19 protein-coding genes, 1 pseudogene and 1 riboswitch are annotated in these 22,854 nt (G+C 44.3%); of the genes and pseudogenes, 5 read left to right on the top strand and 15 right to left on the bottom strand.

What is annotated here, in order from left to right; translation table 11 throughout:
* Nucleotides 1–23 precede the first annotated feature (23 nt).
* Entirely contained in the window at nt 24–980 is a 957-nt protein-coding gene (gene dusC / locus AB8613_RS13855; protein ID WP_048659728.1) for a tRNA dihydrouridine(16) synthase DusC, read from the top strand.
* Nucleotides 981–1,010: 30 nt separating this feature from the next.
* Here dusC and AB8613_RS13850 read toward each other — a convergent pair whose 3' ends face one another.
* The 4 genes from AB8613_RS13850 to yfbV form a co-directional block, all read right to left on the bottom strand.
* Nucleotides 1,011–2,477: a GGDEF domain-containing protein gene (locus AB8613_RS13850; protein WP_285953204.1), complete on the bottom strand. Its 1,467-nt coding sequence runs from the start codon at nt 2,475–2,477 to the stop codon at nt 1,011–1,013.
* A gap of 169 nt (nt 2,478–2,646) precedes the next feature.
* Nucleotides 2,647–4,500 carry a maltodextrin glucosidase gene (gene malZ / locus AB8613_RS13845; RefSeq protein WP_372383973.1) on the bottom strand — a complete coding sequence of 618 codons (1,854 nt, stop codon included), beginning with the start codon at nt 4,498–4,500 and terminating at the stop codon, nt 2,647–2,649.
* Between the two features lie 190 nt (nt 4,501–4,690).
* Nucleotides 4,691–5,656 (bottom strand): ABC transporter substrate-binding protein, encoded by a 966-nt coding sequence (locus AB8613_RS13840; protein WP_372383972.1) that lies wholly within the window; start codon nt 5,654–5,656, stop codon nt 4,691–4,693.
* 316 nt (nt 5,657–5,972) lie between these two features.
* Nucleotides 5,973–6,425: a terminus macrodomain insulation protein YfbV gene (gene yfbV / locus AB8613_RS13835; RefSeq protein ID WP_017099049.1), complete on the bottom strand. Its 453-nt coding sequence runs from the start codon at nt 6,423–6,425 to the stop codon at nt 5,973–5,975.
* Nucleotides 6,426–6,765: 340 nt separating this feature from the next.
* Between yfbV and AB8613_RS13830 the strand changes: the two genes are divergently transcribed.
* From AB8613_RS13830 to AB8613_RS13820, 3 genes are all read left to right on the top strand, one after another.
* Complete coding sequence (locus AB8613_RS13830; protein ID WP_017107306.1) at nt 6,766–7,962, top strand: acetate kinase; 1,197 nt, start codon at nt 6,766–6,768, stop codon at nt 7,960–7,962.
* A gap of 147 nt (nt 7,963–8,109) precedes the next feature.
* Nucleotides 8,110–10,275 carry a phosphate acetyltransferase gene (gene pta / locus AB8613_RS13825; RefSeq protein ID WP_372383971.1) on the top strand — a complete coding sequence of 722 codons (2,166 nt, stop codon included), beginning with the start codon at nt 8,110–8,112 and terminating at the stop codon, nt 10,273–10,275.
* Between the two features lie 180 nt (nt 10,276–10,455).
* The gene (locus AB8613_RS13820; protein ID WP_146492236.1) at nt 10,456–11,439 is read left to right on the top strand and encodes a sensor domain-containing diguanylate cyclase; all 984 of its coding nucleotides are present in this window, start codon (nt 10,456–10,458) and stop codon (nt 11,437–11,439) included.
* On the opposite strand, the gene AB8613_RS13815 is transcribed toward AB8613_RS13820, so the two are convergent.
* From AB8613_RS13815 to moaA, 11 genes and pseudogenes are all read right to left on the bottom strand, one after another.
* Nucleotides 11,431–12,378 (bottom strand): glutathione S-transferase family protein, encoded by a 948-nt coding sequence (locus tag AB8613_RS13815; RefSeq protein ID WP_146492237.1) that lies wholly within the window; start codon nt 12,376–12,378, stop codon nt 11,431–11,433. The genes AB8613_RS13820 and AB8613_RS13815 overlap by 9 nt on opposite strands.
* A gap of 198 nt (nt 12,379–12,576) precedes the next feature.
* The gene (gene oppF, locus AB8613_RS13810; protein WP_017632507.1) at nt 12,577–13,569 is read right to left on the bottom strand and encodes a murein tripeptide/oligopeptide ABC transporter ATP binding protein OppF; all 993 of its coding nucleotides are present in this window, start codon (nt 13,567–13,569) and stop codon (nt 12,577–12,579) included.
* Entirely contained in the window at nt 13,566–14,537 is a 972-nt protein-coding gene (locus AB8613_RS13805; RefSeq protein ID WP_048659733.1) for an ABC transporter ATP-binding protein, read from the bottom strand. The genes oppF and AB8613_RS13805 overlap by 4 nt, the downstream gene beginning before the upstream one ends.
* Nucleotides 14,538–14,579: 42 nt before the next feature.
* Entirely contained in the window at nt 14,580–15,452 is an 873-nt protein-coding gene (oppC, locus tag AB8613_RS13800) for an oligopeptide ABC transporter permease OppC (RefSeq protein WP_372384824.1), read from the bottom strand.
* Between the two features lie 41 nt (nt 15,453–15,493).
* Nucleotides 15,494–16,414, bottom strand: a complete 921-nt coding sequence (oppB, locus tag AB8613_RS13795) for an oligopeptide ABC transporter permease OppB (protein WP_017062174.1) — start codon at nt 16,412–16,414, stop codon at nt 15,494–15,496.
* Nucleotides 16,415–16,528: 114 nt separating this feature from the next.
* Nucleotides 16,529–18,161: pseudogene (locus tag AB8613_RS13790) on the bottom strand (ABC transporter substrate-binding protein).
* Nucleotides 18,162–18,813: 652 nt separating this feature from the next.
* The gene (moaE, locus tag AB8613_RS13785; protein ID WP_372383970.1) at nt 18,814–19,269 is read right to left on the bottom strand and encodes a molybdopterin synthase catalytic subunit MoaE; all 456 of its coding nucleotides are present in this window, start codon (nt 19,267–19,269) and stop codon (nt 18,814–18,816) included.
* A gap of 2 nt (nt 19,270–19,271) precedes the next feature.
* Nucleotides 19,272–19,517: a molybdopterin synthase sulfur carrier subunit gene (gene moaD / locus AB8613_RS13780; RefSeq protein ID WP_017632501.1), complete on the bottom strand. Its 246-nt coding sequence runs from the start codon at nt 19,515–19,517 to the stop codon at nt 19,272–19,274.
* Nucleotides 19,514–19,993 (bottom strand): cyclic pyranopterin monophosphate synthase MoaC, encoded by a 480-nt coding sequence (moaC, locus tag AB8613_RS13775; RefSeq protein WP_017093480.1) that lies wholly within the window; start codon nt 19,991–19,993, stop codon nt 19,514–19,516. The genes moaD and moaC overlap by 4 nt, the downstream gene beginning before the upstream one ends.
* Nucleotides 19,994–20,005: 12 nt before the next feature.
* A complete protein-coding gene (moaB, locus tag AB8613_RS13770) occupies nt 20,006–20,518 on the bottom strand; it encodes a molybdenum cofactor biosynthesis protein B (RefSeq protein WP_004734027.1) in 513 nt (170 codons plus the stop codon).
* 90 nt (nt 20,519–20,608) lie between these two features.
* Nucleotides 20,609–21,598, bottom strand: a complete 990-nt coding sequence (gene moaA / locus AB8613_RS13765) for a GTP 3',8-cyclase MoaA (protein ID WP_102339796.1) — start codon at nt 21,596–21,598, stop codon at nt 20,609–20,611.
* A riboswitch (molybdenum cofactor riboswitch) is annotated at nt 21,587–21,739 on the bottom strand. (Overlaps the previous gene by 12 nt.)
* 194 nt (nt 21,740–21,933) lie before the next feature.
* On the opposite strand from moaA, the gene AB8613_RS13760 reads away from it, so the two are divergent.
* On the top strand, nt 21,934–22,821 hold the full coding sequence (locus AB8613_RS13760) for a YvcK family protein (protein ID WP_146492241.1): 888 nt from the start codon (nt 21,934–21,936) through the stop codon (nt 22,819–22,821).
* The last annotated feature ends 33 nt before the right edge of the window (nt 22,822–22,854 follow it).

The raw sequence follows: 22,854 nt of genomic DNA, 5'->3' as shown, positions 1-22,854 counted from the left end.
CCACTCATTTTAGGTAAAGCAACATGCGCGTAATACTTGGCCCTATGGAGGGCGTTCTAGACCATCTAATGCGTGAAATTCTCACAGAGATTAATGATTACGATCTCTGTGTAACAGAATTTGTGCGCGTCGTTGATCAACTTCTTCCTCCACATGTGTTCCACCGTATTTGCCCTGAGCTGCATCAAGGCTCTCAGACCATGGCTGGTGTGCCCATCCATCTCCAGCTTTTAGGGCAACATCCAAATTGGATGGCCGAAAATGCCTTTCAAGCTGCTAGCTTAGGCGCTAAAGGCATTGATCTTAATTTTGGTTGCCCAGCAAAGGCGGTCAACAAAAGTAATGGTGGTGCGTCACTGCTTAAAGAGCCAGAACTCATCTATCAAGTGGTGAAGTCTTGTCGAGAAGCGGTACCTGCACATATTCCCGTGTCCGCAAAAATCCGATTAGGTTGGGAGCACCCGGAAGAGTGCTTTGAAATTGTCGACGCTATCGAGCAAGCAAAAGCTGACGAACTCACCGTGCATGCAAGAACCAAAGTTGGCGGCTATAAAGCCAGCGAAATCAAATGGGATTACATCAATCAAATAAGAGAAAAAACTTCTCTACCGTTGATTGCTAATGGGGAAATCTGGAACTATCAAGATGGTCAAGATTGCATTGAAGCAACAGGCGTCGATTCATTGATGGTCTGCCGCGGTGCTTTCAATATTCCAAACCTTGGTAACGTCGTTAAGCACAACCACCAGAAAATGCCGTGGGATAAAGTCATTGAACTTTTGCTGCGCTATTCAGAGTTTCAAATTAAAGGGGACAAAGGTATGTACTACCCCAATAGAGTGAAGCAGTGGTTTGTTTATTTAAGTAAAGGCTACCCTGAAGCGAACGAACTGTTTAAAGAAATTCGTACTTTCAAGAAAGCGCCACCGATTGTAGAGCGTCTTCAACGTTATCAAGAAGAACGCCGCCAACCTGTTTAAGATGAGGCGCTTAACGATTCAACAGTGTGGCTAAAATTCGAGACGGTCTTTACCCGCCGTCTTAGCCACGTACAGCTTTTCATCAGCGTACTTAAATATCTCATCGAAATTAAGTTTACTCTGCTTTGTCTCCACAATGCAGACGCCTCCAGAAATCGTAAAACCATTTGGGACGATATCTGATGATTTATTGCAAACTGCAGCTTTCACGCGCTGTAACGTTCTAATCATCGTATCACGGTCATCACCTTTCAGGTAAACAACGAACTCTTCTCCGCCAAACCGTGCTGCAACATCACTGCTTCGTACACTGTTACTTATCTGACGTGACATATAACGAATCACATCATCACCCTTGTCGTGGCCGTAGGTGTCGTTAATTAACTTAAAATCATCGATATCAAATACAGTTAAGGCAAACAGTTGATCGTGCTCTACATTACGCCAGAATGCTTCTAACCCGCGGCGATTCAATAAACCTGTCATAGGGTCTTTGGCTGCAAGATCTTTGAAGTAACCTCGTTCTATATTGGAATTGACGTAAAAGAAAATAGTTACAGAGAATAGATACACGATGATGGCAACAATAAGGCTGTCTTTCTCGTAGAGAAAAAAGTGCTCCACTTCTTTGGCAAAATCCAATTCGTAATACATGGCATGATGGGATGCGACACCTTCTAGGTTAATCTCATGGTAGAAAGCCGCACTATCAATCGGCGCAGAGCGAGTAGTATCGATAATATCTATCCGACCAGCCAGATGCCCATTAGAATTCTCAAGCAACCTGCCAGCATTAATATCTACCGACAGCATCCCTTGGTGAACCCCTTTATGGAATACAGGGATGGTCATACTGATCATGCGGTCAAGGGAATCAAAGCGATAACCAGGGCCAGAGAGCGTGAGCTGGTCAGGGTTGTTGGCAGTTTTCTGCCAGTAAGGACGACTCTTTATAGTCGAGAGCAGCTCTTTACTGAGTCCTTTGGCAAAATCTTCCGGCGAAGAGATCACATAGCCACTCGTATCAATAAAGTGCACGCCGTCGTGGTATTCATCAAGCTGAGATAAAAATGAAAGAATAGGAGCTAGAGCTATCTTTTCTGAGGCGCTCTTGTAGCTATCACTGGTTTCGGAACAAAGGGATTCTTGGCCGACCAGCATATAGTCGATATCGACAGAAGGAATGTCTGAAGTTTTACCGTCCGCGAGGAGTAGTACATCAATAGGCCAGATTTGGCAAAGCCCATCCACAACTTGTTTGTTGTGATCGAGAAAGAGAGGGTTTCCGGATTTGTAGTAGTTGGAGAAACTGTAATCTAGAGCAGTCACCACTTTTGTGGTTCTTTTGAACACCTCTTCGATACGATGGAACTCGCTGTCGATGTCTTTTTTAACCGAATCAAAATGGTTCTTTCCGATTAAGCCAAGCAGCATCGTCGCGATCACCGCGGGAAACCCGAAGATAAAGGTAAGGCTAAAGTGCCTATTTACTTTCATATAATTTGCTCTTAGCGCTCAGCTATTTTCATTTACCCCATTAATATTATTACATTAATTGTCATTTCCCACGAGGTAAAAGAGTGTAAATTGATATGAATCGATCTTTCCCATTCACTCAAAACTTTAAAAAACTAGCCCAGACTAAGCAGGACTAGTCTTGAGTGATTTAATCCAGTTTATTGACGACGTCAAAAATCATCGACTGCATCGCTGGAATAACAATATCTGCGGTACCGTTACAGATCAAAACACGTTCTATTCGACCAAGCAAAGCGACCAGCTCACCTTGCTCTTGTCCAAGCATCCACACAGGCAAAGACAACAGCTTTTCATCTTGGGATAAGTTCAGCACAACCAGTGTCTTTTCGCCCTTAAGACAGCGCGTAAACACTAAAGTCTCAGTATCACAATATAACTCTAAGTAGGAGCCACTTTGTAAGCTGTGACGTTCTGTTCTTAGTTTTATCAACGCTTGATGGAATGGAAACCAAGCCGAAGAGTGTTCCTTTCCCCAAGGGAAGCATCTTCGGTTATCCGGGTCTTGCCCGCCTTCCACTCCCACTTCTGTCCCGTAGTATAGACACGGGGTTCCGACATAGGTAAACAGTAAAGTCAGCGCCAACTTTTGTTTAGCCTGGTCGCCACCCAGTAGCGTCAGTAGTCGAGCCGTATCATGACTGTCCAGTTGATTTAACTGTGATAGCTGATTCAGCCATGGAACCTTCGCCCTCGCTTCAGCTAACCAATCAGAGAAATCTAACATATCAATTTCAATCGGCTCGTACGCGATGTCTTGCTTAGCCAATAGCGCACGTACTGGGTGAGCAAAACCATAATAGTTCATCGATCCGTCTTCTTGTGCCCCCTGTAACCACGATGTAGCCTCGAAGAAGTGCTCTCCTAATATGTAGGCTTCCGAATTCTCTGCTTTTGCTGAATTTCGAAATGCTTCCACATAATGCGCATTGTTATAAGCGCCCTCACCCTCGCCTAACATGTGAATCACATCGAAGCGCCACCCATCGACATTATAAGGTGCTTTCAACCAGTGCTTTATCACAGAGTCTTGTGACTGGTATATGTAATCTCGCACGGAAGCGTTGGAAAAGTTTAAGACAGGAAGAGAACTAATCCCTTTCCAACCGACATATTGTTGAGGGTTGTCAGGGGCGAAAAAATAGTAGTCGTGAAATGCCGAGCCTGGGTGGTCATAGGCACCCGCTCCTGTCACTTTCAGCTTATCGAACCAAGGGTGCTCGACAGAGGTGTGATTAAACACAGCATCCAGAACGATTCTCATATCACGTTTGTGGATGTCATTTGAAAGTGCAGCGAACTCGTCATTGGTTCCGAAATGCGAGTCGATGTTGTAGTAATCCGTCGTATCATATTTATGATTACTAGGGGACTGAAAAATTGGATTGAGATACAGAGCGGTGATACCTAGGTCTTGTAGATAATCTAACTTGCTATGAATGCCTGCGAGATCGCCACCGAAAAACTCCGCAGCACCCGTTCCATTATGTCCTTCAACAGAGTCACCCCACTCTTTCACCACGACATCTAAGGTGTTTTCTTTTAAGCGATATTCCCCAGCTTTAACACTGATACTCGGGTTACCGTTACAAAAACGTTCTGGGAAGATTTGGTAGAAGACCTGCTCCGACACCCATGATGGTGGTCGGTGATGGGCATTAAACTTGAAATGAAACTCACGGCTAGGAACGCGACTATGTATACCCCTAGCATCAAGCCAGTGCTGTCCGTTTGAGTCGACTAACTTGAATACATAATGAGTAATGTCTCTGTCTGAATTAACTGGAAAAGAGACTTGCCACACCGTCAAGCGACCTTCAGTACCGACTTTGATCATATCAAGCAGATACTCTTCGTTATCCGGCTCATGCCTCAAGAGAACTCTATTCCAGTCATCACGTTCAGACATTATTGTTACGGTTAATACGCCATCTTTTTCATGGAAGTAATCAGAAGTTTGGGCATGAAAGATAAATGGTTTCATAGCGTTTCTCGAGCAATGTTCAATTTGCTTAAGATATGAAAAATTTCATTGACCACAATGAGAAAAATAACATCCGTTAAAGTAGATCACGTTTTGTAGATCCACTTTGTTTTCAGTAAGTCGATATCTCTCAAAATGAACAAATGAATTGCTCGTTTTTTATAGGGAGATCTAATTTAGAATTGTTATATCAACGACTAACTATCGCACGATCGATCACAGACTGAGGTACAGTCACGCCAAGCTTACGAGCAGCATCTAGGTTCACCACCAGCTGAGAACTCTGCGCAGTTTTGACACTCAACTTCCCTGGCTTCTGTCCGTTAAGAATTGCAGCCACATAATCCGCAGTTTGAATCCCAACATCATAATAATCTAGGCCTAAACCAGCAATCGCCCCCTTGCCCACATAAGACGTCGCTCCTGCAACCACAGGTGTGCCAGCTTGGTTTGCAGCGTCTATCAGCCCCTCCATACCGCTAGCAACCGTATTGTCGGTCAACGCATAGATAACATCAGATTTCTTCGCGACGGATTCGGTTTTTGCTTCTACATCATCGATAGTCAGCACTTTTTCAGTATGAAGTGTATACCCGAAGTCTCGGGTCGCCTTTCTCAATAACCCAACTAACGCAACGGCATTCGCTTCGGCAGGGTTATAAACGACACCGATTGAACTAGCCTCAGGAAGAAGCTCTTTGATCAAAGATACATGTTGGACGATTGGCGAGAGATCAGAAAGACCCGTGACATTTCGGCCCGGCTTATCTAACTGTTTGACAAGCCTTGCACCGACGGGGTCAGTTACTGCGGTAAACACAATTGGTATCGAGCGAGTTGCTGAAACCAAAGCTTGAGAAGTCGGTGTTGCGATACCAACGAGTACATGTGGGTTTTCACTGACCAAATCTCTGGCAATCTTTGCTGCCTGAGCCGGGTTGCCATCAGCCATTTCATAGGAAAATTCTAAGTTCTTACCGGGTTCAAAGCCTTTAGCTCTTAATCCTTCAAGAAGCCCTAAGCGCGTTGCATTCAAATCTGGATGATCGACAACTTGTGAAACCGATACCTTGGCAATATTTGCTGCCACGCTACTAGCCCACATCAACAGACAACCACTCAACGCAGCCGTTAATACTCTTCTTACAGAACCCATAATACTCCCTTCATCAAGCGCTCGTTGTTATTGCTCGATCTAGAGAGAACACAACATTAAATTCACTATTGATATTATTACCAGTAAGTTTTGATGACTTGAAGTGATATTTAACAAAAACACAACAAAGCTCGAATTATGCGTCAAAAGGCTGGTTGGGTTGAATCCGTAGGTAAGAAATGAAGTGAATAACAAGAGGCAAATGAAACGAACAGCAAAGAGTAAGATAAACAAAAAGTGTGATGGGAACGAATCTGAGAACATGCCATCAACTAAATATAGCTGTTCTCAGACGATAGAGAGCCGTGAGGTTTTCTTAGAACCAACGTTCCATTGAAGATTTGTCTAACTGACGGAATGCGCGATTCAAGATAATCGCCAATTCCTTATAACGAGGGCGCGACTTCATCGGTTCTAACGCAAAACCCGTTTCAGTGATCTTTTCATGCAATTCACGGTACCAAGATACTAGCGCCGGCGGAAGTTGTGTATTTGAGCGATTGCCCAACCACCACATGCCTTGAAGCGGCAAGCTGATTGCAAACAAAGCCATAACCACAGCCTGTGGCATCGCTTGGTAATTATTAAAGACCATTTGTGTAAGAACACTAATAGCGGCAATAGCAGGCATCACTTTCACGCCAAAACGCGTCGCTTTAATAATGCGCTGTTCTGGGAAGATCGCGTTTAACTCTTTTCGGACGGGCCAGAGATCCATGTACTTTTGGCCATCTTTTAAACTACTAGCTAAACCAACTCTATTGCTCATATGAGTCTCCCATTAAAAAAAGTTGAAACCATCAACTAAAAACACAAAAATTTGACGAAAAATAATATTCTTTCAAATTTTTTTGTTATATTTGCACAATATCGCTATTATTTGCAGACCTCAATCTCATTGTTGCCCTTATTTACAATTTAAGCAACTTTGGGAAGACTTCTGCAAGGAATGCACAAGCCTCTTTTTGATAAAGAGCGCTTTCACTTTATACGGAAATTAACGTTTTTTTGACCAAGGTTAGTACGCAAGCCTATGTGCTTCGACTATTCTTGAGATTAATTTTCATCCTTAACTGATTTCGATCAGAAAAATAAACAGGTAGTCATTAATGTCTAAGCTAGTTTTAGTTTTAAACTGTGGTAGTTCTTCTCTTAAATTCGCTGTTGTTGATGCAGAAACAGGTGCAGAGCACCTAACTGGTCTTGCTGAGTGTCTAGGTCTTCCAGAAGCTCGTATGAAGTGGAAACTTGATGGCAAGCATGAAGCACAACTAGGCGCGGGCGCAGCTCACGTAGAAGCACTATCTTTCATGGTAGAAACTATTCTTGCTTCTAAGCCTGAGCTTAAAGCTAACCTTGGCGCTATCGGTCACCGTATCGTACACGGTGGCGAGCAGTTCACTTCTTCTGCACTTATCACTGATGAAGTTCTTAAGGGTATTCAAGATGCTGCGACTTTCGCACCTCTTCACAACCCAGCTCACCTTATCGGTATCGAAGCAGCTCAACAGAACTTCCCTGGTCTACAAAACGTTGCTGTATTTGACACTGCGTTCCACCAAACAATGCCTTCTGAGTCTTACCTATACGCTCTACCGTACAACCTGTACAAAGAGCACGGCATCCGTCGTTACGGCATGCACGGTACTTCTCACCTATTCATCACTCGTGAAGTTGCAGGCCTACTAAACAAGCCAGTTGAAGAAGTTAACATCATCAACTGTCACCTAGGTAACGGCGCTTCTGTATGTGCTATCAAGAACGGTCAATCTGTAGATACTTCTATGGGTCTTACTCCTCTTGAAGGTCTTGTAATGGGTACTCGTTGTGGTGACCTAGATCCTGCGATCATCTTCCACCTACACGACGCTCTTGGTTACTCTGTTGAAGAAATCAACAACATGCTAACTAAAGAGTCTGGTCTTGCTGGTCTAACTGAAGTGACTTCTGACTGTCGTTTCGTTGAAGACAACTACGGTGAGAAAGAAGAAGCAACTCGTGCAATGGACGTGTTCTGTCACCGTCTAGCTAAGTACGTAGCTGGTTACACTGCAACTCTAGAAGGTCGTCTAGACGCAATCACTTTCACTGGCGGCATCGGCGAGAACTCTGGCCCAATCCGTGAAATGGTTCTTAACCGCCTAGGCATCTTCGGCATCGAAGTTGACGGTGAAGCTAACCTTAAAGCTCGTTTCGGCGGCGAAGGTACTATCACTACAGCTAACAGCCGTATCCCAGCAATGGTTATCTCTACTAACGAAGAGCTAGTAATTGCTGAAGACACTGCGAAACTAGCAGGTCTTTAATTGATTTTCCTGACTAGCTTCACTCGAAGCTAGTCAGTTTTTCATATCAAGAAAATGGGGCTCAACTTCTATTCCTACCCCAATTTAAATATCGGTAGGAATAGCAGTTGAGCTTTTTTTATTTCCAATAGTCAAAGGTGTTCGTCAATGTCACGTACTATTATGCTTATCCCTACAAGCGCTGGTGTTGGTCTTACTAGTGTTAGCATGGGTGTTCTTCGCGCTATGGAGCGTAAGGGCGTAAGTGTTTCTTTCTACAAGCCAATCGCTCAACCTCGCAGCGGTGGTGATCAACCGGATCTAACGTCTACTATTATCAGCGTAAACAGCGACATTAAGATTGGTGAACCAATCGCAATGACTAAAGCTGAAGCTTTGATCGGTAGCGAAAAAATGGACGTACTTCTTGAGTCTGTTGTTGAGCAATACAACAAGATCAACAAAGACGCAGAAGTAACGCTAATCGAAGGTCTAGTACCTACTCGTAAGCACCCATTTGCTAACCAAGTAAACGCGGAAATCGCGAAGACACTTGGCGCGGAGATCGTATTCGTTGCGACTCCTGGTACTGACAACCCTACGCAACTTAAAGAGCGTATCGAAGTAGCATGTTCTAACTTCGGCGGTACTAAGAACAAGAACATCAAAGGCGTAATCATCAACAAGCTTAACGCTCCTGTTGATGAAGCTGGCCGTACTCGCCCTGACCTATCTGAAATCTTCGACGATGCAGATACAGCTCAGCAAGCGAACCTTGAAGTAATGCAAATCTTCAACTCTAGCCCTATCCGTGTTCTTGGCTGTGTGCCATGGAGCATCGACCTAATCGCAACTCGTGCGGTTGATATGGCTAAACACCTTAACGCTGAAATCATCAACGAAGGTGAAATCGCAACTCGTCGTATTAAGAGCATCACTTTCTGTGCACGTTCTCTACCGCACATGATTGAGCACTTCAAACCAGGTTCACTGCTAGTAACTTCTGCAGACCGTCCTGACGTTATCGTTGCTGCGGCTCTTGCTGCGAAAAACGGTGTTGAGATTGGCGCAATCCTACTTACTGGCGGTTACGACATTCCAGAAAGCATTGCTAACCTTTGTGCACCAGCATTCGCTTCAGGTCTACCGATCTTCAAGGCTCAAGGTAACACTTGGCAGACGTCTCTTAACCTACAGAGCTTCAACCTAGAAGTTCCTGCAGACGATAAAGAGCGTATCGAGTTCGTTAACGATCACGTTGCAAGCCACATTGACGGCCCTTGGATTGATTCTCTATCTGAAGGTACTCAAGGTATCCGTCGTCTAAGCCCACCAGCATTCCGTTACCAGCTAACTGAATTTGCTCGTAAAGCAGCTAAGCGCATCGTACTTCCTGAAGGTGATGAGCCACGTACAGTTAAAGCTGCGGCTATCTGTGCTGAGCGCGGTATCGCAACGTGTGTACTTCTAGGTAACCCAGAAGAAATCCGTCGTGTTGCTGCACAGCAAGGTGTTGAGCTTGGCGCTGGCGTTGAGATCATCGATTCTGCATTAGTTCGCGAAAACTACGTAGCTCGTCTAGTAGAACTTCGTGGCGCTAAAGGTATGACTGAAGTTGTAGCTCGTGAGAAGCTAGAAGATTCTGTATTCCTCGGTACTATGATGCTTGAAGCTGGCGAAGTTGACGGCCTAGTTTCTGGTGCTGTTCACACTACGGCGAACACTATCGTTCCTCCGTTCCAGATCATCAAGACTGCTCCTGATGCTTCTATCGTATCTTCAATCTTCTTCATGCTTCTGCCTGATCAAGTTCTTGTATACGGTGACTGTGCGATCAACCCAGATCCAACAGCTGAACAGCTTGCTGAAATCGCTATCCAATCTGCAGATTCTGCTGCGGCATTCGGTATCGACCCACGCGTTGCTATGATCTCTTACTCTACAGGTGAATCTGGTAAGGGTGCAGACGTAGATAAAGTACGTGAAGCAACGAAGCTTGCTCAAGAGAAACGTCCTGATCTAGTGATCGACGGTCCTCTACAGTACGATGCTGCTATCATGGAAAACGTTGCTGCTTCTAAAGCACCAAACTCTCCAGTAGCTGGTAAAGCGACTGTATTCGTATTCCCAGACCTAAACACGGGTAACACGACTTACAAAGCTGTACAGCGTTCAGCAGATCTAGTATCTATCGGTCCAATGCTTCAAGGTATGCGCAAGCCAGTAAATGACTTGTCTCGTGGCGCTCTAGTAGACGACATCGTTTACACAGTAGCTCTAACGGCTATCCAAGCAGACCAAGCCGCTCAAGCTGAAGAAAAAGTAATTAACTAATTGCTGTTTCTACTATGCAAAACCCTCGCCACTCGCGAGGGTTTTTTATTTGTACTTATCTATTTTTTCAAATTAGACCTATACCACTTAACTAATATCATCTACTAAAAATACGTATATTAGAGATTTCTTTAAATTTAGTTGCTAGTATTTAGCGACTAATGACTCATCATGTAAATTATGCTGCCATCTATCAGTGCCCAAAAAAATCAAGTTCTTACCGTTGCGTGCGTGACACTCGGTGTTATCTCTCTTGGCTTAGCAGGCCTTAATTACCTTTATATAGGTGCGCATACTTTCGCAGCTATTGAATTGATTTTCTCACTGTTCTGCTTTTATGTACTTGTTGAAAGTAAGAAAAATATAATTAGAAGTTGGCACTACCCAAGCATCGCTGCATTTTTTACATTTATCATCATGTATGGATTGACCGTTACAAAGGTGTCCTCTGCTCTTATTTTGTGGACATTCTGTTTACCACTTTTGTATCACCTTTTTTTCAATCGCTATGTTGGCTCCCTTTTAACCTTGGCAGTTCTGGTTACATGCTTAACTGTCGTGAATCAAAACCACGTCCAAACAAATCCTTTTGCGTTTCTTAATTTTTCTCTGCCTTATATAACGGTATGGATCATTTCATTTGCTTATGAAGAAGTAAGAGAACGGGTTCAACATAACCTCCAAACTCTAGCACTCACGGACTCCCTAACCGAGGCCAAAAATCGACTGTGCCTATTACACGACGCGAGCCATGAGTTAGCCCACCTACATAACCTCTATTTGTTCCATTTCGACTTAGATCACTTTAAAAAAATAAACGATAGTTACGGACATAGTTGTGGAGATACGGTTCTCAAGTCTACATGTGAGGTGATTCAAGAAACAGCAGGCTCGGATAAACTGTATCGTGTTGGTGGTGAGGAGTTTTGTATTGTATTTGAAGCATCAGATGCAGACAGTGCTTTTCACTTCAGTGAGATGATTCGTAAATCTATTGAAAAGAACATAATTTACGACAACGAACACTCACTAAACGTGACGATTAGTGGAGGGTTAGTTCCTTTATCTCTTTCTGAACATAGCGTTGATACAGCGCTTCAACAAACTGATAAAGCACTATATCAAGCGAAATCAAATGGAAGAAATCAAGTGATATTAGCTTAACTCATCACGTCTATGCGGGGAATCTAAATCCAAGTTAGGCCCAACAGGGACAACTTGAGTTGGATTAATACCTGCGTGGCTGTAATAGTAGTGACGCTTAATATGATAAAAGTCGGTCGTTTCTTTGATGCCTTCGATCTGATACAGCTCTTTTAGGTAACCCTGGATATTTTCATAGTCCGCAATTCGCTGCTTGTTACACTTGAAGTGACCCACATACACTGCATCGAATCGGACCAAAGTGGTAAACAACCGCCAATCCGCCTCTGTAATCTCATTACCTGCCAGATAACGGTGCTCGCTAAGATGGGCATTCACTTTGTCTAACGCTTCAAATAACGCGTCATACGCTTCTTCATAAGCCTCTTGTGTTGTCGCAAAGCCGGTACGATAAACGCCGTTATTGATGTTCGGATAGATGTAGTCGTTCCATTCGTCAATCTTGCTCGCCAATTCCCATGGGTAGTAATCATCGGTGTTACCTGTTAACTCATTAAATTCTGAATTGAACATGCGGATGATTTCAGACGACTCATTGCTCACGATGGTGTTGGTTTTCTTATCCCATAAAACAGGAACCGTGACTCGACCTGAATAGTCCGGTTTGGCTTGGGTGTAGATTTGGTGCATGCGAGTGTGACCGAACAGAGGCTCAGGCAAACCCATTTGCCACCCTTCACTCATCATATCAGGGCAAACTACTGTCACATCGATGTGATCGGTTAGGTCTTTCAGTTCACGGAAGATCAGCGTGCGATGCGCCCACGGACAAGCTAACGATACGTATAGGTGGTAACGACCACTTTCTGGCTCAAATTGCGCTCCGGCTTTATTTTCAACCCAGTTGCGAAAGCCCGCATCCTCACGAACGAACTTACCACCGCTTTCTTTGGTGTCGTACCACACATCGTGCCAAACACCTTCAACTAACTTGCCCATATCCAAACCTCTGTGATGCTAACTTTTCTCTAGTATAAAAAAAGCCAACTTTTTCAAAACTACAAGAAGTTGGCTTAGTTGTTCGAATATTTTGATGAAGCTTGTTGAGCGAACCAATAAGCCTAAGACAAAAAAAGCGCGACTCTAATAACTAGTCGCGCTTAAGCCTGTCACAGGCTGAACCGTTTTAAATAGGCTCTAGACTTGTACGTGCAAGCAAGATACTGCGTGAACGTCATCGCCTTGAATCGTTGGCTTAGTTTGCGCACACGCCTCTGTTGCTTGCGGGCAACGAGTACGGAACACACAACCTGATGGCGGGTTGATTGGTGACGGTAGATCACCTTCCAGCATCTGAATGGTTTTGCTGCGCTCTAAGCGTGGGTCTGGAATTGGAACTGCAGACATCAACGCTTTGGTGTATGGGTGCTTAGGATCAGAGAACAATGCATCTGATTCGCCAAGTTCTACCGCGTTGCCCAAGTACATCACCAACACGCGGTCAGAAATGTGTTTAACAACCGACAAATCGTGTGCGATGAATACCAAAGACAAACCTAACTCTTTTTGTAATTCCTTCAAAAGGTTAACTACTTGAGCTTGGATAGATACATCCAATGCCGAAACAGGTTCATCACAGATGATCATCTTAGGTTTTAAGATAAGAGCACGTGCGATACCGATACGCTGACACTGACCACCAGAGAACTCGTGTGGGTAACGGTTGATTACGTTTGGTAGTAGACCAACCTTTGCCATCATCTCTTTAACTCGGTCCTTCACTTCCTGTTTAGAAAGTTCTGGGTAAAAAGTCTCTAGAGGCTCGGCAATGATGTCACCAACAGACATACGCGGGTTAAGCGATGCCAGTGGATCTTGGAAGATCATCTGAATCTCTTTACGAGTTTCACGACGCTGCACTTCCTGCATTTTAGTTAGGTCTTGGCCTAACCACATGACTTCGCCGTCTGTCGCTTCAACCAAACCAATGATTGCACGAGCAAATGTCGATTTACCACAACCAGACTCACCTACTACACCCAGCGTTTCCCCTTCGTAAAGGTGAATATCAACGCCATCAACGGCTTTCAGGTTTGACGGTTTTGCCCAAGGCCACGCTGATTTAGCTGCGATGCTAAAGTGAACTTTCAGGTCTTTAATATCTAATAATAACTGCTTATCTACACTCATTTTGTCCAAGTCTCCCAGTCAGAAAAACAAGCACGCTGACGGTCATTACCAAATGGCGTCAAAATAGGTGCTTCTTGCTTACAACGGTCCATTACACGATGACAACGGTCTTGGTAAGGACAGCCTGTTGGCAGGCGAAGTAAGTTTGGTGGATTACCTGGAATAGTCGGTAGAATTTCACCTTCTGTATCCAAACGAGGGATCGCTTTCAGTAGGCCTTCTGCGTATGGGTGGCTTGGCTCGTAGAAGATTTCATCAACCGTGCCGTACTCCATTGTACGACCAGCGTACATCACAAGTACCTTGTCACATGAACCTGCAACCACACCCAAATCGTGGGTGATCATGATGATTGCCGTGTTGAACTCATCTTTCAATTCGTTCAGCAATTCCATGATTTGCGCTTGAATAGTTACATCCAAAGCGGTTGTTGGTTCATCAGCGATAAGCAATTTAGGACGACACAATAGTGCCATTGCGATCATCACACGCTGACGCATACCGCCAGAAAATTCGTGTGGGTACATGGTGATACGCTTACGTGCTTCAGGGATTTTAACCGCTTCAAGCATGCGTACTGATTCTTCAAACGCCTCTGCTTTACCCATGCCTTTGTGCAGCATAAGTACTTCCATCAACTGATCACTTACTTTCATGTAAGGGTTCAATGATGTCATCGGATCTTGGAAGATCATCGCGATCTGTTCAGCACGAACTTTGTTCAGCTCTTTCTCTGGAAGGTTAAGAATCTCTTTACCTTCAAACTTCGCGCTACCCGAGATGATGCCGTTCTTAGCCAGCAGACCCATGATAGAGAATACAGTTTGTGATTTACCTGAACCTGACTCACCCACGATACCCAGCGTTTCGCCTTGGTTGAGTGAGAAGTTCAGATCGTTTACTGCGGTTACGATACCATCTTGCGTGGTAAATTCGACGCGCAGATCTTTGACATCTAATAAGCTCATTATTGCTTCCTTAATCTTTTATAGCTTTTAATTGCTATTTCTTTATCTGTCTTTTGGATCAAGCGCGTCGCGCAGACCATCACCTACGTAGTTAAAGCAGAACAGCGTAACTACCATGAATGCCGCAGGGAATGTTAGTTGCCAAATTGCAACTTCCATTGTTTGCGAACCTTCTTGAAGCAATGCGCCCCAGCTTGTCATAGGCTCTTGAACACCAAGACCAAGGAAAGATAAGAATGATTCTGTAAGGATCATGCTTGGAATAAGCAGCGTAGAGTAAACCGCTACGATACCCAGTACGTTTGGTACGATGTGACGTGTAATGATCTTCCATTTGCTCACACCACATACGTGTGCTGCTTCAATGAACTCTTTACTACGTAAGCTCAGCGTTTGACCACGTACAATACGCGCCATATCGAGCCAAGCAATCGCACCAATAGCAACGAAGATAAGGATGATGTTACGACCAAAGAATGTTACTAGAACAATAACTAGGAACATGAATGGAACCGCGTACAAGATCTCTAGGATACGCATCATCACTCGGTCAGTACGACCACCGATGAAGCCAGAAGCTGCACCGTAAAGCGTACCAATAAGTACCGCTACGAATGCACCCATCACACCAACCATTAGTGAGATACGGCCACCGATAAGCGTACGAACGTACAAGTCACGGCCTAAACTATCAGTACCAAACCAATGATCCGCGTTTGGACCCACGTGCATTGCGTACCAGTCAGTATCATCATAAGTGTACTGAGCTAGCATCGGTAAGAAGATAACTGCCAGTACCATAATAGTAAGGATGAACAGGCTGACCATCGCAGCTTTGTTACGCATGAAACGAATGCGTGCATCCTGCCACAAACTACGACCTTCAATCTCTAAACTCTCAGAGAACTTTTCGATCGCTTCTAAATTTTCTTTTTCTTCAACATAACCAGTCCCTGTTAGTAGCGAATTTTCGGGTCAATCAGCGCTAGCAAAATATCAACGATTGCGTTGAACAAGATGAATAGGAAACCAATCAAGATGGTTACACCCATTACTAGCGAGTAGTCACGGTTAAACGCGGCGTTAACAAACAGCTTACCGATACCTGGTAGGCCGAAGATGGTTTCAACCACAACTGATCCTGTGATGATACCTACGAACGCAGGCCCCATGTAAGAAACAACAGGCAGCATTGCTGGCTTAAGTGCATGTTTTAGAATGATATAACGGTAGCTTAGACCTTTTGCACGTGCAGTTCGGATAAAGTTACTGTTTAGCGTTTCAATCATGCTACCGCGAGTAATACGAGCAAAGGTTGCTACGTAAAGAAGAGACATCGCGATAACAGGCAGCACGATGTACATGAATGTACCGCCATGCCAGCCACCTGCTGGGAATATGTTCCAGTGCAGGGAGAAAAGGTAAATAAGCGCCGGTGCCAACACGAAGGATGGCATCACCACCCCGAGCATGGCGGTCGACATTATGGTGTAGTCGACCCAGGTATTGTGCTTCAAGGCAGCAATCGTCCCGACGGTGACCCCCATCAATAGTGTGAAGATAAAGGCAACGAAACCTACCTTCGCAGATACTGGAAGTGCAACCGCGATCAGCTCATTTACTGTGTAATCTTGGTATTTAAACGAGGGACCGAAGTCACCTTGTAAGATATTTGTCAAATACGTGGTGTATTGTTCAAATACTGGTTTATCTAAGCCATATTTAGCTTCGATGTTAGCCATAACTTCTGGCGGTAATGGACGTTCGCTTGAAAACGGGTTACCCGGTGCGAAACGCATGAGAAAGAAAGATATAGTGATCAACACCAACATGGTTGGAATCGCTTCAAATATCCTTTTCATAATGAATTTAAGCATAAACTCACTCTTTCAGTCTGTGACAATTAAAATTAGAAAGACGCTACATGCGCGCCCTGCGCATGTAGTGCCTGTATCGTTATAGTTATATTAACTTTTTAGAATCGAAGCTTATTATTGAGCTTTGATGTATAGGTCTTTCGAGAAGATCTTGTCTTCCGCGTTGTTGATTGGGAAACCACCAACATGCGGGTTAAGTAGACGAGATTTAACGTATTGGTAGATAGGAGCGATTGGCATGTCGTTTGCCATTAGCGCCTCAGCTTCTAGGTAAAGTGCTTTACGCTCTTCTTCTGAAGTTGAGTTAAGTGCTTTATCGATGATCTGGTCGTAAGCCGCGCTGTCGTAGTGAACACCACCGGTAGTGTTGTTACTCTTCATTAGCGTTAGGAACGAAGACGCTTCATTGTAGTCACCACACCAACCAGCACGTGCTACTTCGAAGTCACCAGAATCTTTAGAAGATAGGTACGTTTTCCACTCTTGGTTCTCAAGTGTTACAGAAAGACCCAGTGTTTTCTTCCACATAGAACCTAGCGCTACAGCAATCTTCTTGTGGTTCTCTGAAGTGTTGTAAAGTAGGTTGAATTTAAGTGGGTTGTCTTTACCGTAGCCCGCTTCTTCAAGAAGACGTTCCGCTTCAGCGTTACGCTCTTTCTGAGACATCTTGCCGTAAGCAGGTAGCTCAGGATCAGAAGCCAGCTGTGATTTCAGGCGTTAGGAAATACGCAGGTTTTTGACCTTGCGCTAGGATCGCACCTGTTACGATATCACGGTCGATTGCGTAAGAGATTGCTTGACGAACTCGAACATCATCAAATGGTGCTTTCTTCGTGTTGAAGATGTAGTAGTAAGTACATAGGTTACCCGCTACAGATACATCTTCCGCGTATTCTTTTTGAAGGCGCTTGAAGTGCTCAGTTGGAAGTTCGTTTGTGAAGTCGATTTCACCAGATAGGAAGCGGTTCATTTCCGCTACTTGGTTTTCGATTGGCAAGAAGGTTACTTTGTTTAGAACCGTCTTATCGTTGTTCCAGTATTGGTCGTTACGTTTTAGAACTAAACGCTCATTAACAACCCATTTATCAACAGAGAATGCTCCGTTGCCAACAAAGTTTTCAGGCTTAGTCCACTGATCGCCGTATTTTTCAACAGTCGCTTGGTGTACTGGCTTCATTGTTGTGTGGCCCATCATCATTACGAAGTATGGTACCGCTGTTTCTAATTCAACAACAAGAGTGTTTGCATCTACAGCTTTAACGCCTAGCTCGCTCTTGTCTTTCTTGCCCGCTACGATGTCCTTCGCATTCGCCATCTTGGTATATTCCATGTACCAAGCGTATGGAGAAGCCGTTGCAGGATCGACTGCACGTTGCCAGCTGTATACGAAATCTTCAGCTGTTACAGGATCGCCGTTAGACCATTTTGCATCTTTACGTAGGTGGAAAGTGAATGTTTTGTTGTCTGTCGTTTCCCAGCTTTCAGCAACACCAGGGATAGTATTACCGTCGCCGTCTTGGTTCACTAGACCTTCTAGAAGATCACGAATTACGTGAGATTCTGGTACACCTTGAGATTTGTGTGGGTCGATAGTCGCAACTTCAGTACCGTTACCGCGAACAAGTTCTTGAACTTTTGCTAATTCTGTACCTGCTGGAACTTCAGCAGCGATAGAAAGAGTAGACGTGGCAGCCACTGCCAAACCAGCACCTAGAAGAAGGGACTGAGTGATTTTATTCTTGTACATTTAATAAACTCCAAGTTTTCCGTATTGCATCCATGACTTCTTTGCTAGGTTCACTGAACGGCAGTGATTTAGATTTATTTAGCTCAAAATTTAAGCATAAAAATCTAAAACCTTACAAAGATTGAGGCACACACTATCAACCATTGAAGTAATTTGCCATAAACAAGTCGCAAAAAATCGGATAATTCTCCGAATTACTTAAGGTAATAGTGTAAATCTCTAATAAAAACCTAATGAATAGTGAGTTACACATAAGGATTAATTAAAAAACAGCCTTTAGTGTTGATGTATCTGTATTGATACTTTTTTTTAGCATCTTATGCTAGAACACCGCCAGCAAATTAACATTAATGCCACATGAAATCTAATTGCACATCACATATCCCCTAAATAGACTCCACTATTTGTGAGGGTTATCACTTTATACAAAACAGCATAATGCACTGCACCAAAACGGAAAATTCGATGCACTAATTCAGACAAAACTGATGGTTGAATTTATATGCAACAGCAGTGATTAACAATTTATTGAAGCGCTGGATGTTTATAAATTAATTGGTGGCGGGTACAAAAAAACCGACCTAAGTGGTCGGCTTTTGACTGTCTCATATATAAATGAGTAAATGTTGAAGCAACATCACTTTAAGAGAAATTACTTCTCCCAGCGCTCTGCTGCTTTTGCATCTGAATCGCGAGAATCGACCCAACGAGTCGCCTCGGTGGTACGTTCTTTTTTCCAAAACGGCGCTTTGGTTTTCAGGAAGTCCATAACAAACTCACAAGCTTCAAAGGCAGCACCTCGGTGCGCACTTGATACACCAACGTAAACAATCTGGTCACCGATATCTAAGTCACCAACTCGGTGAATCACTCGCATCTTCTGGATAGGCCAGCGCGCTTCAGCTTGATCACAGATCTCGCTCAACGACTTTTCTGTCATACCCGGGTAGTGCTCAAGAGACAAACCAATCACGTTATCGCCGAGGTTCATGTCGCGAACTTTACCTACGAACGCCACAATCGCTCCGGCAGCTGTACCTTGAGCCAAGTAGCCGTATTCGTCGCCTACAGAGAAATCCTCTGCTGTCACTAATACTCTTGGATCCATGCTTAGCCTCCAGTGACAGGTGGGAAGAAAGCCACTTCGTCGCCGTCTTTCACTTCAGTCGTCAAAGGTACGATTGATTGGTTAAGCGCAGCTAGAAGCTTGCCCTCTTCCAAAGCGATATCCCATTTGCCTTCTTGTGCTACAAGGTGGCTGCGAATCGCTTCAATCGTCTTGAACTGTGCATCAACTTCAACGCTGTCCACACCAACAAGTTCACGAGTTTGAGCAAAGAAAAGAACTGTAATCATGATTCCACCTTAAAGTGACCAGATTTACCACCCGTCTTCTCTAACAGGCGTACATTCTCGATAACAATGTCTTTCTGAACAGCTTTACACATATCGTAAATCGTTAACGCAGCAACAGAAGCAGCCGTTAGCGCTTCCATTTCTACGCCAGTCTTACCAGCAAGCTTACAAACAGATTCGATGCGAACCTTGTTTTCAGACTCGATAGCTTCAAGCTGCACTTCTACTTTGGTTAATAGTAGAGGGTGACACAGTGGAATCAGATCCCACGTCTTTTTAGCCGCTTGAATACCAGCAATACGTGCCGTTGCGAAAACATCACCTTTATGGTGGCTACCAGAAACAATCAGCTCTAGTGTTTCAGCAGACATTTTTACGAAAGCTTCCGCTCTCGCTTCACGTACTGTCTCAGCTTTAGCCGATACATCGACCATGTTTGCTTCACCAGACGCGTTAATGTGTGTAAATTGGCTCATGCTCAAACCGCCTTATACAGAAAGATGTGGCATGAAGTTGCAAGGACGGTGGCTAGCATCCATCTGTTGCTTGATGATCTTAGTCCAACCCGTGCGGCAAGCACCTGTAGAGCCTGGCATCGCAAAGATTACTGTGTGGTTAGCAAAGCCCGCAATCGCACGAGATTGAATGGTCGATGTACCGATCTCTTCGTAAGATACTTGACGGAATAGCTCACCAAAGCCTTCTACTTCTTTGTCGAATAGTGGCTTAAGCGCTTCAGGCGTGCTGTCACGAGAAGTGAAGCCCGTACCGCCAGTGATCATGATCGCTTGTACACTTTCATCAGCGATCCACTTAGATACGATCGCACGGATCTTGTACATGTCGTCGATAACGATTTGCTTATCAACAACGTTGTGACCCGCTTCTTTAGCATGTTCAGCTAGGTAACCACCTGACGTGTCATTTTCTTCTGTACGCGTATCTGAAACCGTTAGTACTGCGATGTTTGCTGCTTGGAATTTGCTTTCTGCGTGACCCATTTGTTCACCTATATAAATTTTTCAATTATTAGACTGATTCGCCCAGCCTAATGAAGCTGAGCGATAAAATGCTTTAGAGTGTATAGCGGGTTAACCGCCGATTGACGCCAAGTTTGGAGTCATGCCGCTGTTGCCATCATGTAAGAAGTGGCTAACGGACTTGGTTTGAAGCTGAGCCTGAATTCGATCAATGAGCTCTTGCTCTTGTTGATCTTCTTGAATCAGATCTCTCAGTTCAACACCGTGGTCGCCAAACAGACATAGGTGAAGTTTACCTGTCGCAGACACGCGCAGGCGGTTACAACTCTCACAAAAGTCTTTCTCGTAAGGCATGATCAAACCAATTTCACCCTTGTAGTCTGGGTGGACAAACACTTGTGCAGGGCCATCATTAGCGGCTTTGACTTTTAGTAGCCAACCGTTAGCAATAAGCTGATTGCGAATCGCAACGCCCGATACATGGTGTTTATCAAACAACTCGTCCATCTCGCCGGTTTTCATCAGCTCGATAAAACGTAATTGAATAGGTTTGTCTTTGATCCAATTAAGGAAGGCTGGTAATTCCTGACTGTTGAGGTCTTTCATCAATACAACGTTGACTTTGACTTGTTCATAGCCAACCTCAAACGCTTTATCAATACCTCGCATAACCTCGGTAAACTTATTCTCACCAGTGATCTGATGGAACATACGTGAATCTAAGCTATCCACGCTCACGTTTATATGGGTTAAACCAGCATCACGCCACTGCCCTACTTGTTTCTCCATGCGATAGCCGTTCGTTGTCGTGGCTACTTTTTCGATGCCTGGAGTAGAAGCAACGGTATGTATGATTTCAGGAAAGTCTTTACGCAGACTCGGCTCTCCACCTGTAATGCGGATCTTTGAGGTACCACAATCTGCAAACGCTTTTACAACGCGTTTGATCTCTGGAACACTTAAAAAAGACGAGTTTTTTTGCCCTGATGGTTTATAACCATCCGGCAAGCAGTAAGTACATTTAAAGTTACAGACGTCTGTAACCGACAAGCGCAAGTAATAAAACTTGCGATGGAATCTATCTTCGAATTGTTGCGCCACGGAACACCTTTCCAAACACGGGAGGCATAATCATTTCCAATTAAGCCCTTGTGACAACATGTCACTGGCTCTTGATGCGTATCGGTACAGCAAATACCACTGTGCGACTTAGCATGCGAGAGCTCGGAGTTATGGCAACCGCACGTTATATTCACACGTGCAGTAGCTGAGTAATAAAATACTTAATATTTGTACGTGAATCTAGCTCTGATGGTAAAAAACGGGTCACATCGGCAAAAAAAACGTATCAAACGCTCAAAATAACTCTTGTTGAGTATATAGCGAGGAGCATTTAACCTAAATTATAGTAGGTAATAATCTAACAAGAACAAAAAATGAATATTTACTCTTCAAAGAAAGTCGTAGCAATCGGTGGAGGCCATGGCTTAGGTCGTATGCTTGCTGCATTAAAAGACTTTGGTAACAACGCAACCGGCATTGTTGCAACAACGGATAATGGCGGTTCAACCGGACGAATTCGAGACTGCCAAGGTGGTATCGCTTGGGGAGATACACGCAACTGTATCAACCAATTGATCACTGAACCTTCAATCAGTTCGATGATGTTTGAATACCGCTTTCGCGGCCAAGGCGAACTCGATGGTCATAACCTAGGTAACCTGATGCTCACTGCGTTAGACAACCTCTCGGTTCGTCCATTGGAAGCAATTAACCTAATTCGAAATATGCTTAAGGTCGACGTTAATATCGTGCCGATGACTGAGCACCCTTCAGACCTGACCGCTCTTTCAATGGACGGCCGTTGGGTCACTGGAGAGACCAACGTTGATGACATGACAGAAAAACTGCGCATGATGGACTTATCGCCGGAGGTGCCCGCAACTAGAGAAGCAGTAACAGCCGTTGAACAAGCAGACTGTATCGTTCTTGGGCCTGGAAGCTTTCTAACCAGTGTTATGCCTCCGCTCTTATTACCAGAGATCGGCAAAGCAATTGCTGAAAACAGGAACGCCAAGGTTATTTTCGTGGAAAACCTTTCGCCAGAACATGGTCCAGCAGGCAAGATGACACTTCAGGAACAATTGGAATGGTGCGAACGGACCTGTAAGGCAAGAAAGATAGACATTGTGTTAGGCAATGTGCCACACCCTGAACTTGAAGGGTTATGGAATTGCGTGACCACTGATCTTGCCTCACCAAATCGAGATTGGCGACACGACCGTGTAAAACTCCAACAAGCGATTAGGGAGCAGTTGGTTTAACTTGATTAGCTGAATCTGATTGCCAACCCCCAA

It is taken from the genome of Vibrio sp. BS-M-Sm-2 (assembly GCF_041504345.1).
In the GTDB taxonomy this organism is placed as follows: Bacteria; Pseudomonadota; Gammaproteobacteria; order Enterobacterales; family Vibrionaceae; genus Vibrio; species Vibrio satsumensis.
This window is presented reverse-complemented; position numbering and strand designations above follow the sequence as displayed.

What these genes read in the sequence shown, in the direction of transcription:
- AB8613_RS13840 (WP_372383972.1), bottom strand. Translation starts at nt 5,656, where the DNA reads ATGGGTTCTGTAAGAAGAGTATTAACGGCTGCGTTGAGTGGTTGTCTG.
- AB8613_RS13760 (WP_146492241.1), top strand. Translation starts at nt 21,934, where the DNA reads ATGAATATTTACTCTTCAAAGAAAGTCGTAGCAATCGGTGGAGGCCAT.
- malZ (WP_372383973.1), bottom strand. Translation starts at nt 4,500, where the DNA reads ATGAAACCATTTATCTTTCATGCCCAAACTTCTGATTACTTCCATGAA.
- pta (WP_372383971.1), top strand. Translation starts at nt 8,110, where the DNA reads ATGTCACGTACTATTATGCTTATCCCTACAAGCGCTGGTGTTGGTCTT.
- AB8613_RS13815 (WP_146492237.1), bottom strand. Translation starts at nt 12,378, where the DNA reads ATGGGCAAGTTAGTTGAAGGTGTTTGGCACGATGTGTGGTACGACACC.
- yfbV (WP_017099049.1), bottom strand. Translation starts at nt 6,425, where the DNA reads ATGAGCAATAGAGTTGGTTTAGCTAGTAGTTTAAAAGATGGCCAAAAG.
- oppF (WP_017632507.1), bottom strand. Translation starts at nt 13,569, where the DNA reads ATGAGTGTAGATAAGCAGTTATTATTAGATATTAAAGACCTGAAAGTT.
- AB8613_RS13830 (WP_017107306.1), top strand. Translation starts at nt 6,766, where the DNA reads ATGTCTAAGCTAGTTTTAGTTTTAAACTGTGGTAGTTCTTCTCTTAAA.
- AB8613_RS13850 (WP_285953204.1), bottom strand. Translation starts at nt 2,477, where the DNA reads ATGAAAGTAAATAGGCACTTTAGCCTTACCTTTATCTTCGGGTTTCCC.
- moaE (WP_372383970.1), bottom strand. Translation starts at nt 19,269, where the DNA reads ATGGATCCAAGAGTATTAGTGACAGCAGAGGATTTCTCTGTAGGCGAC.
- dusC (WP_048659728.1), top strand. Translation starts at nt 24, where the DNA reads ATGCGCGTAATACTTGGCCCTATGGAGGGCGTTCTAGACCATCTAATG.
- oppB (WP_017062174.1), bottom strand. Translation starts at nt 16,414, where the DNA reads ATGCTTAAATTCATTATGAAAAGGATATTTGAAGCGATTCCAACCATG.
- AB8613_RS13820 (WP_146492236.1), top strand. Translation starts at nt 10,456, where the DNA reads ATGCTGCCATCTATCAGTGCCCAAAAAAATCAAGTTCTTACCGTTGCG.
- AB8613_RS13805 (WP_048659733.1), bottom strand. Translation starts at nt 14,537, where the DNA reads ATGAGCTTATTAGATGTCAAAGATCTGCGCGTCGAATTTACCACGCAA.
- moaB (WP_004734027.1), bottom strand. Translation starts at nt 20,518, where the DNA reads ATGGGTCACGCAGAAAGCAAATTCCAAGCAGCAAACATCGCAGTACTA.
- moaC (WP_017093480.1), bottom strand. Translation starts at nt 19,993, where the DNA reads ATGAGCCAATTTACACACATTAACGCGTCTGGTGAAGCAAACATGGTC.
- moaD (WP_017632501.1), bottom strand. Translation starts at nt 19,517, where the DNA reads ATGATTACAGTTCTTTTCTTTGCTCAAACTCGTGAACTTGTTGGTGTG.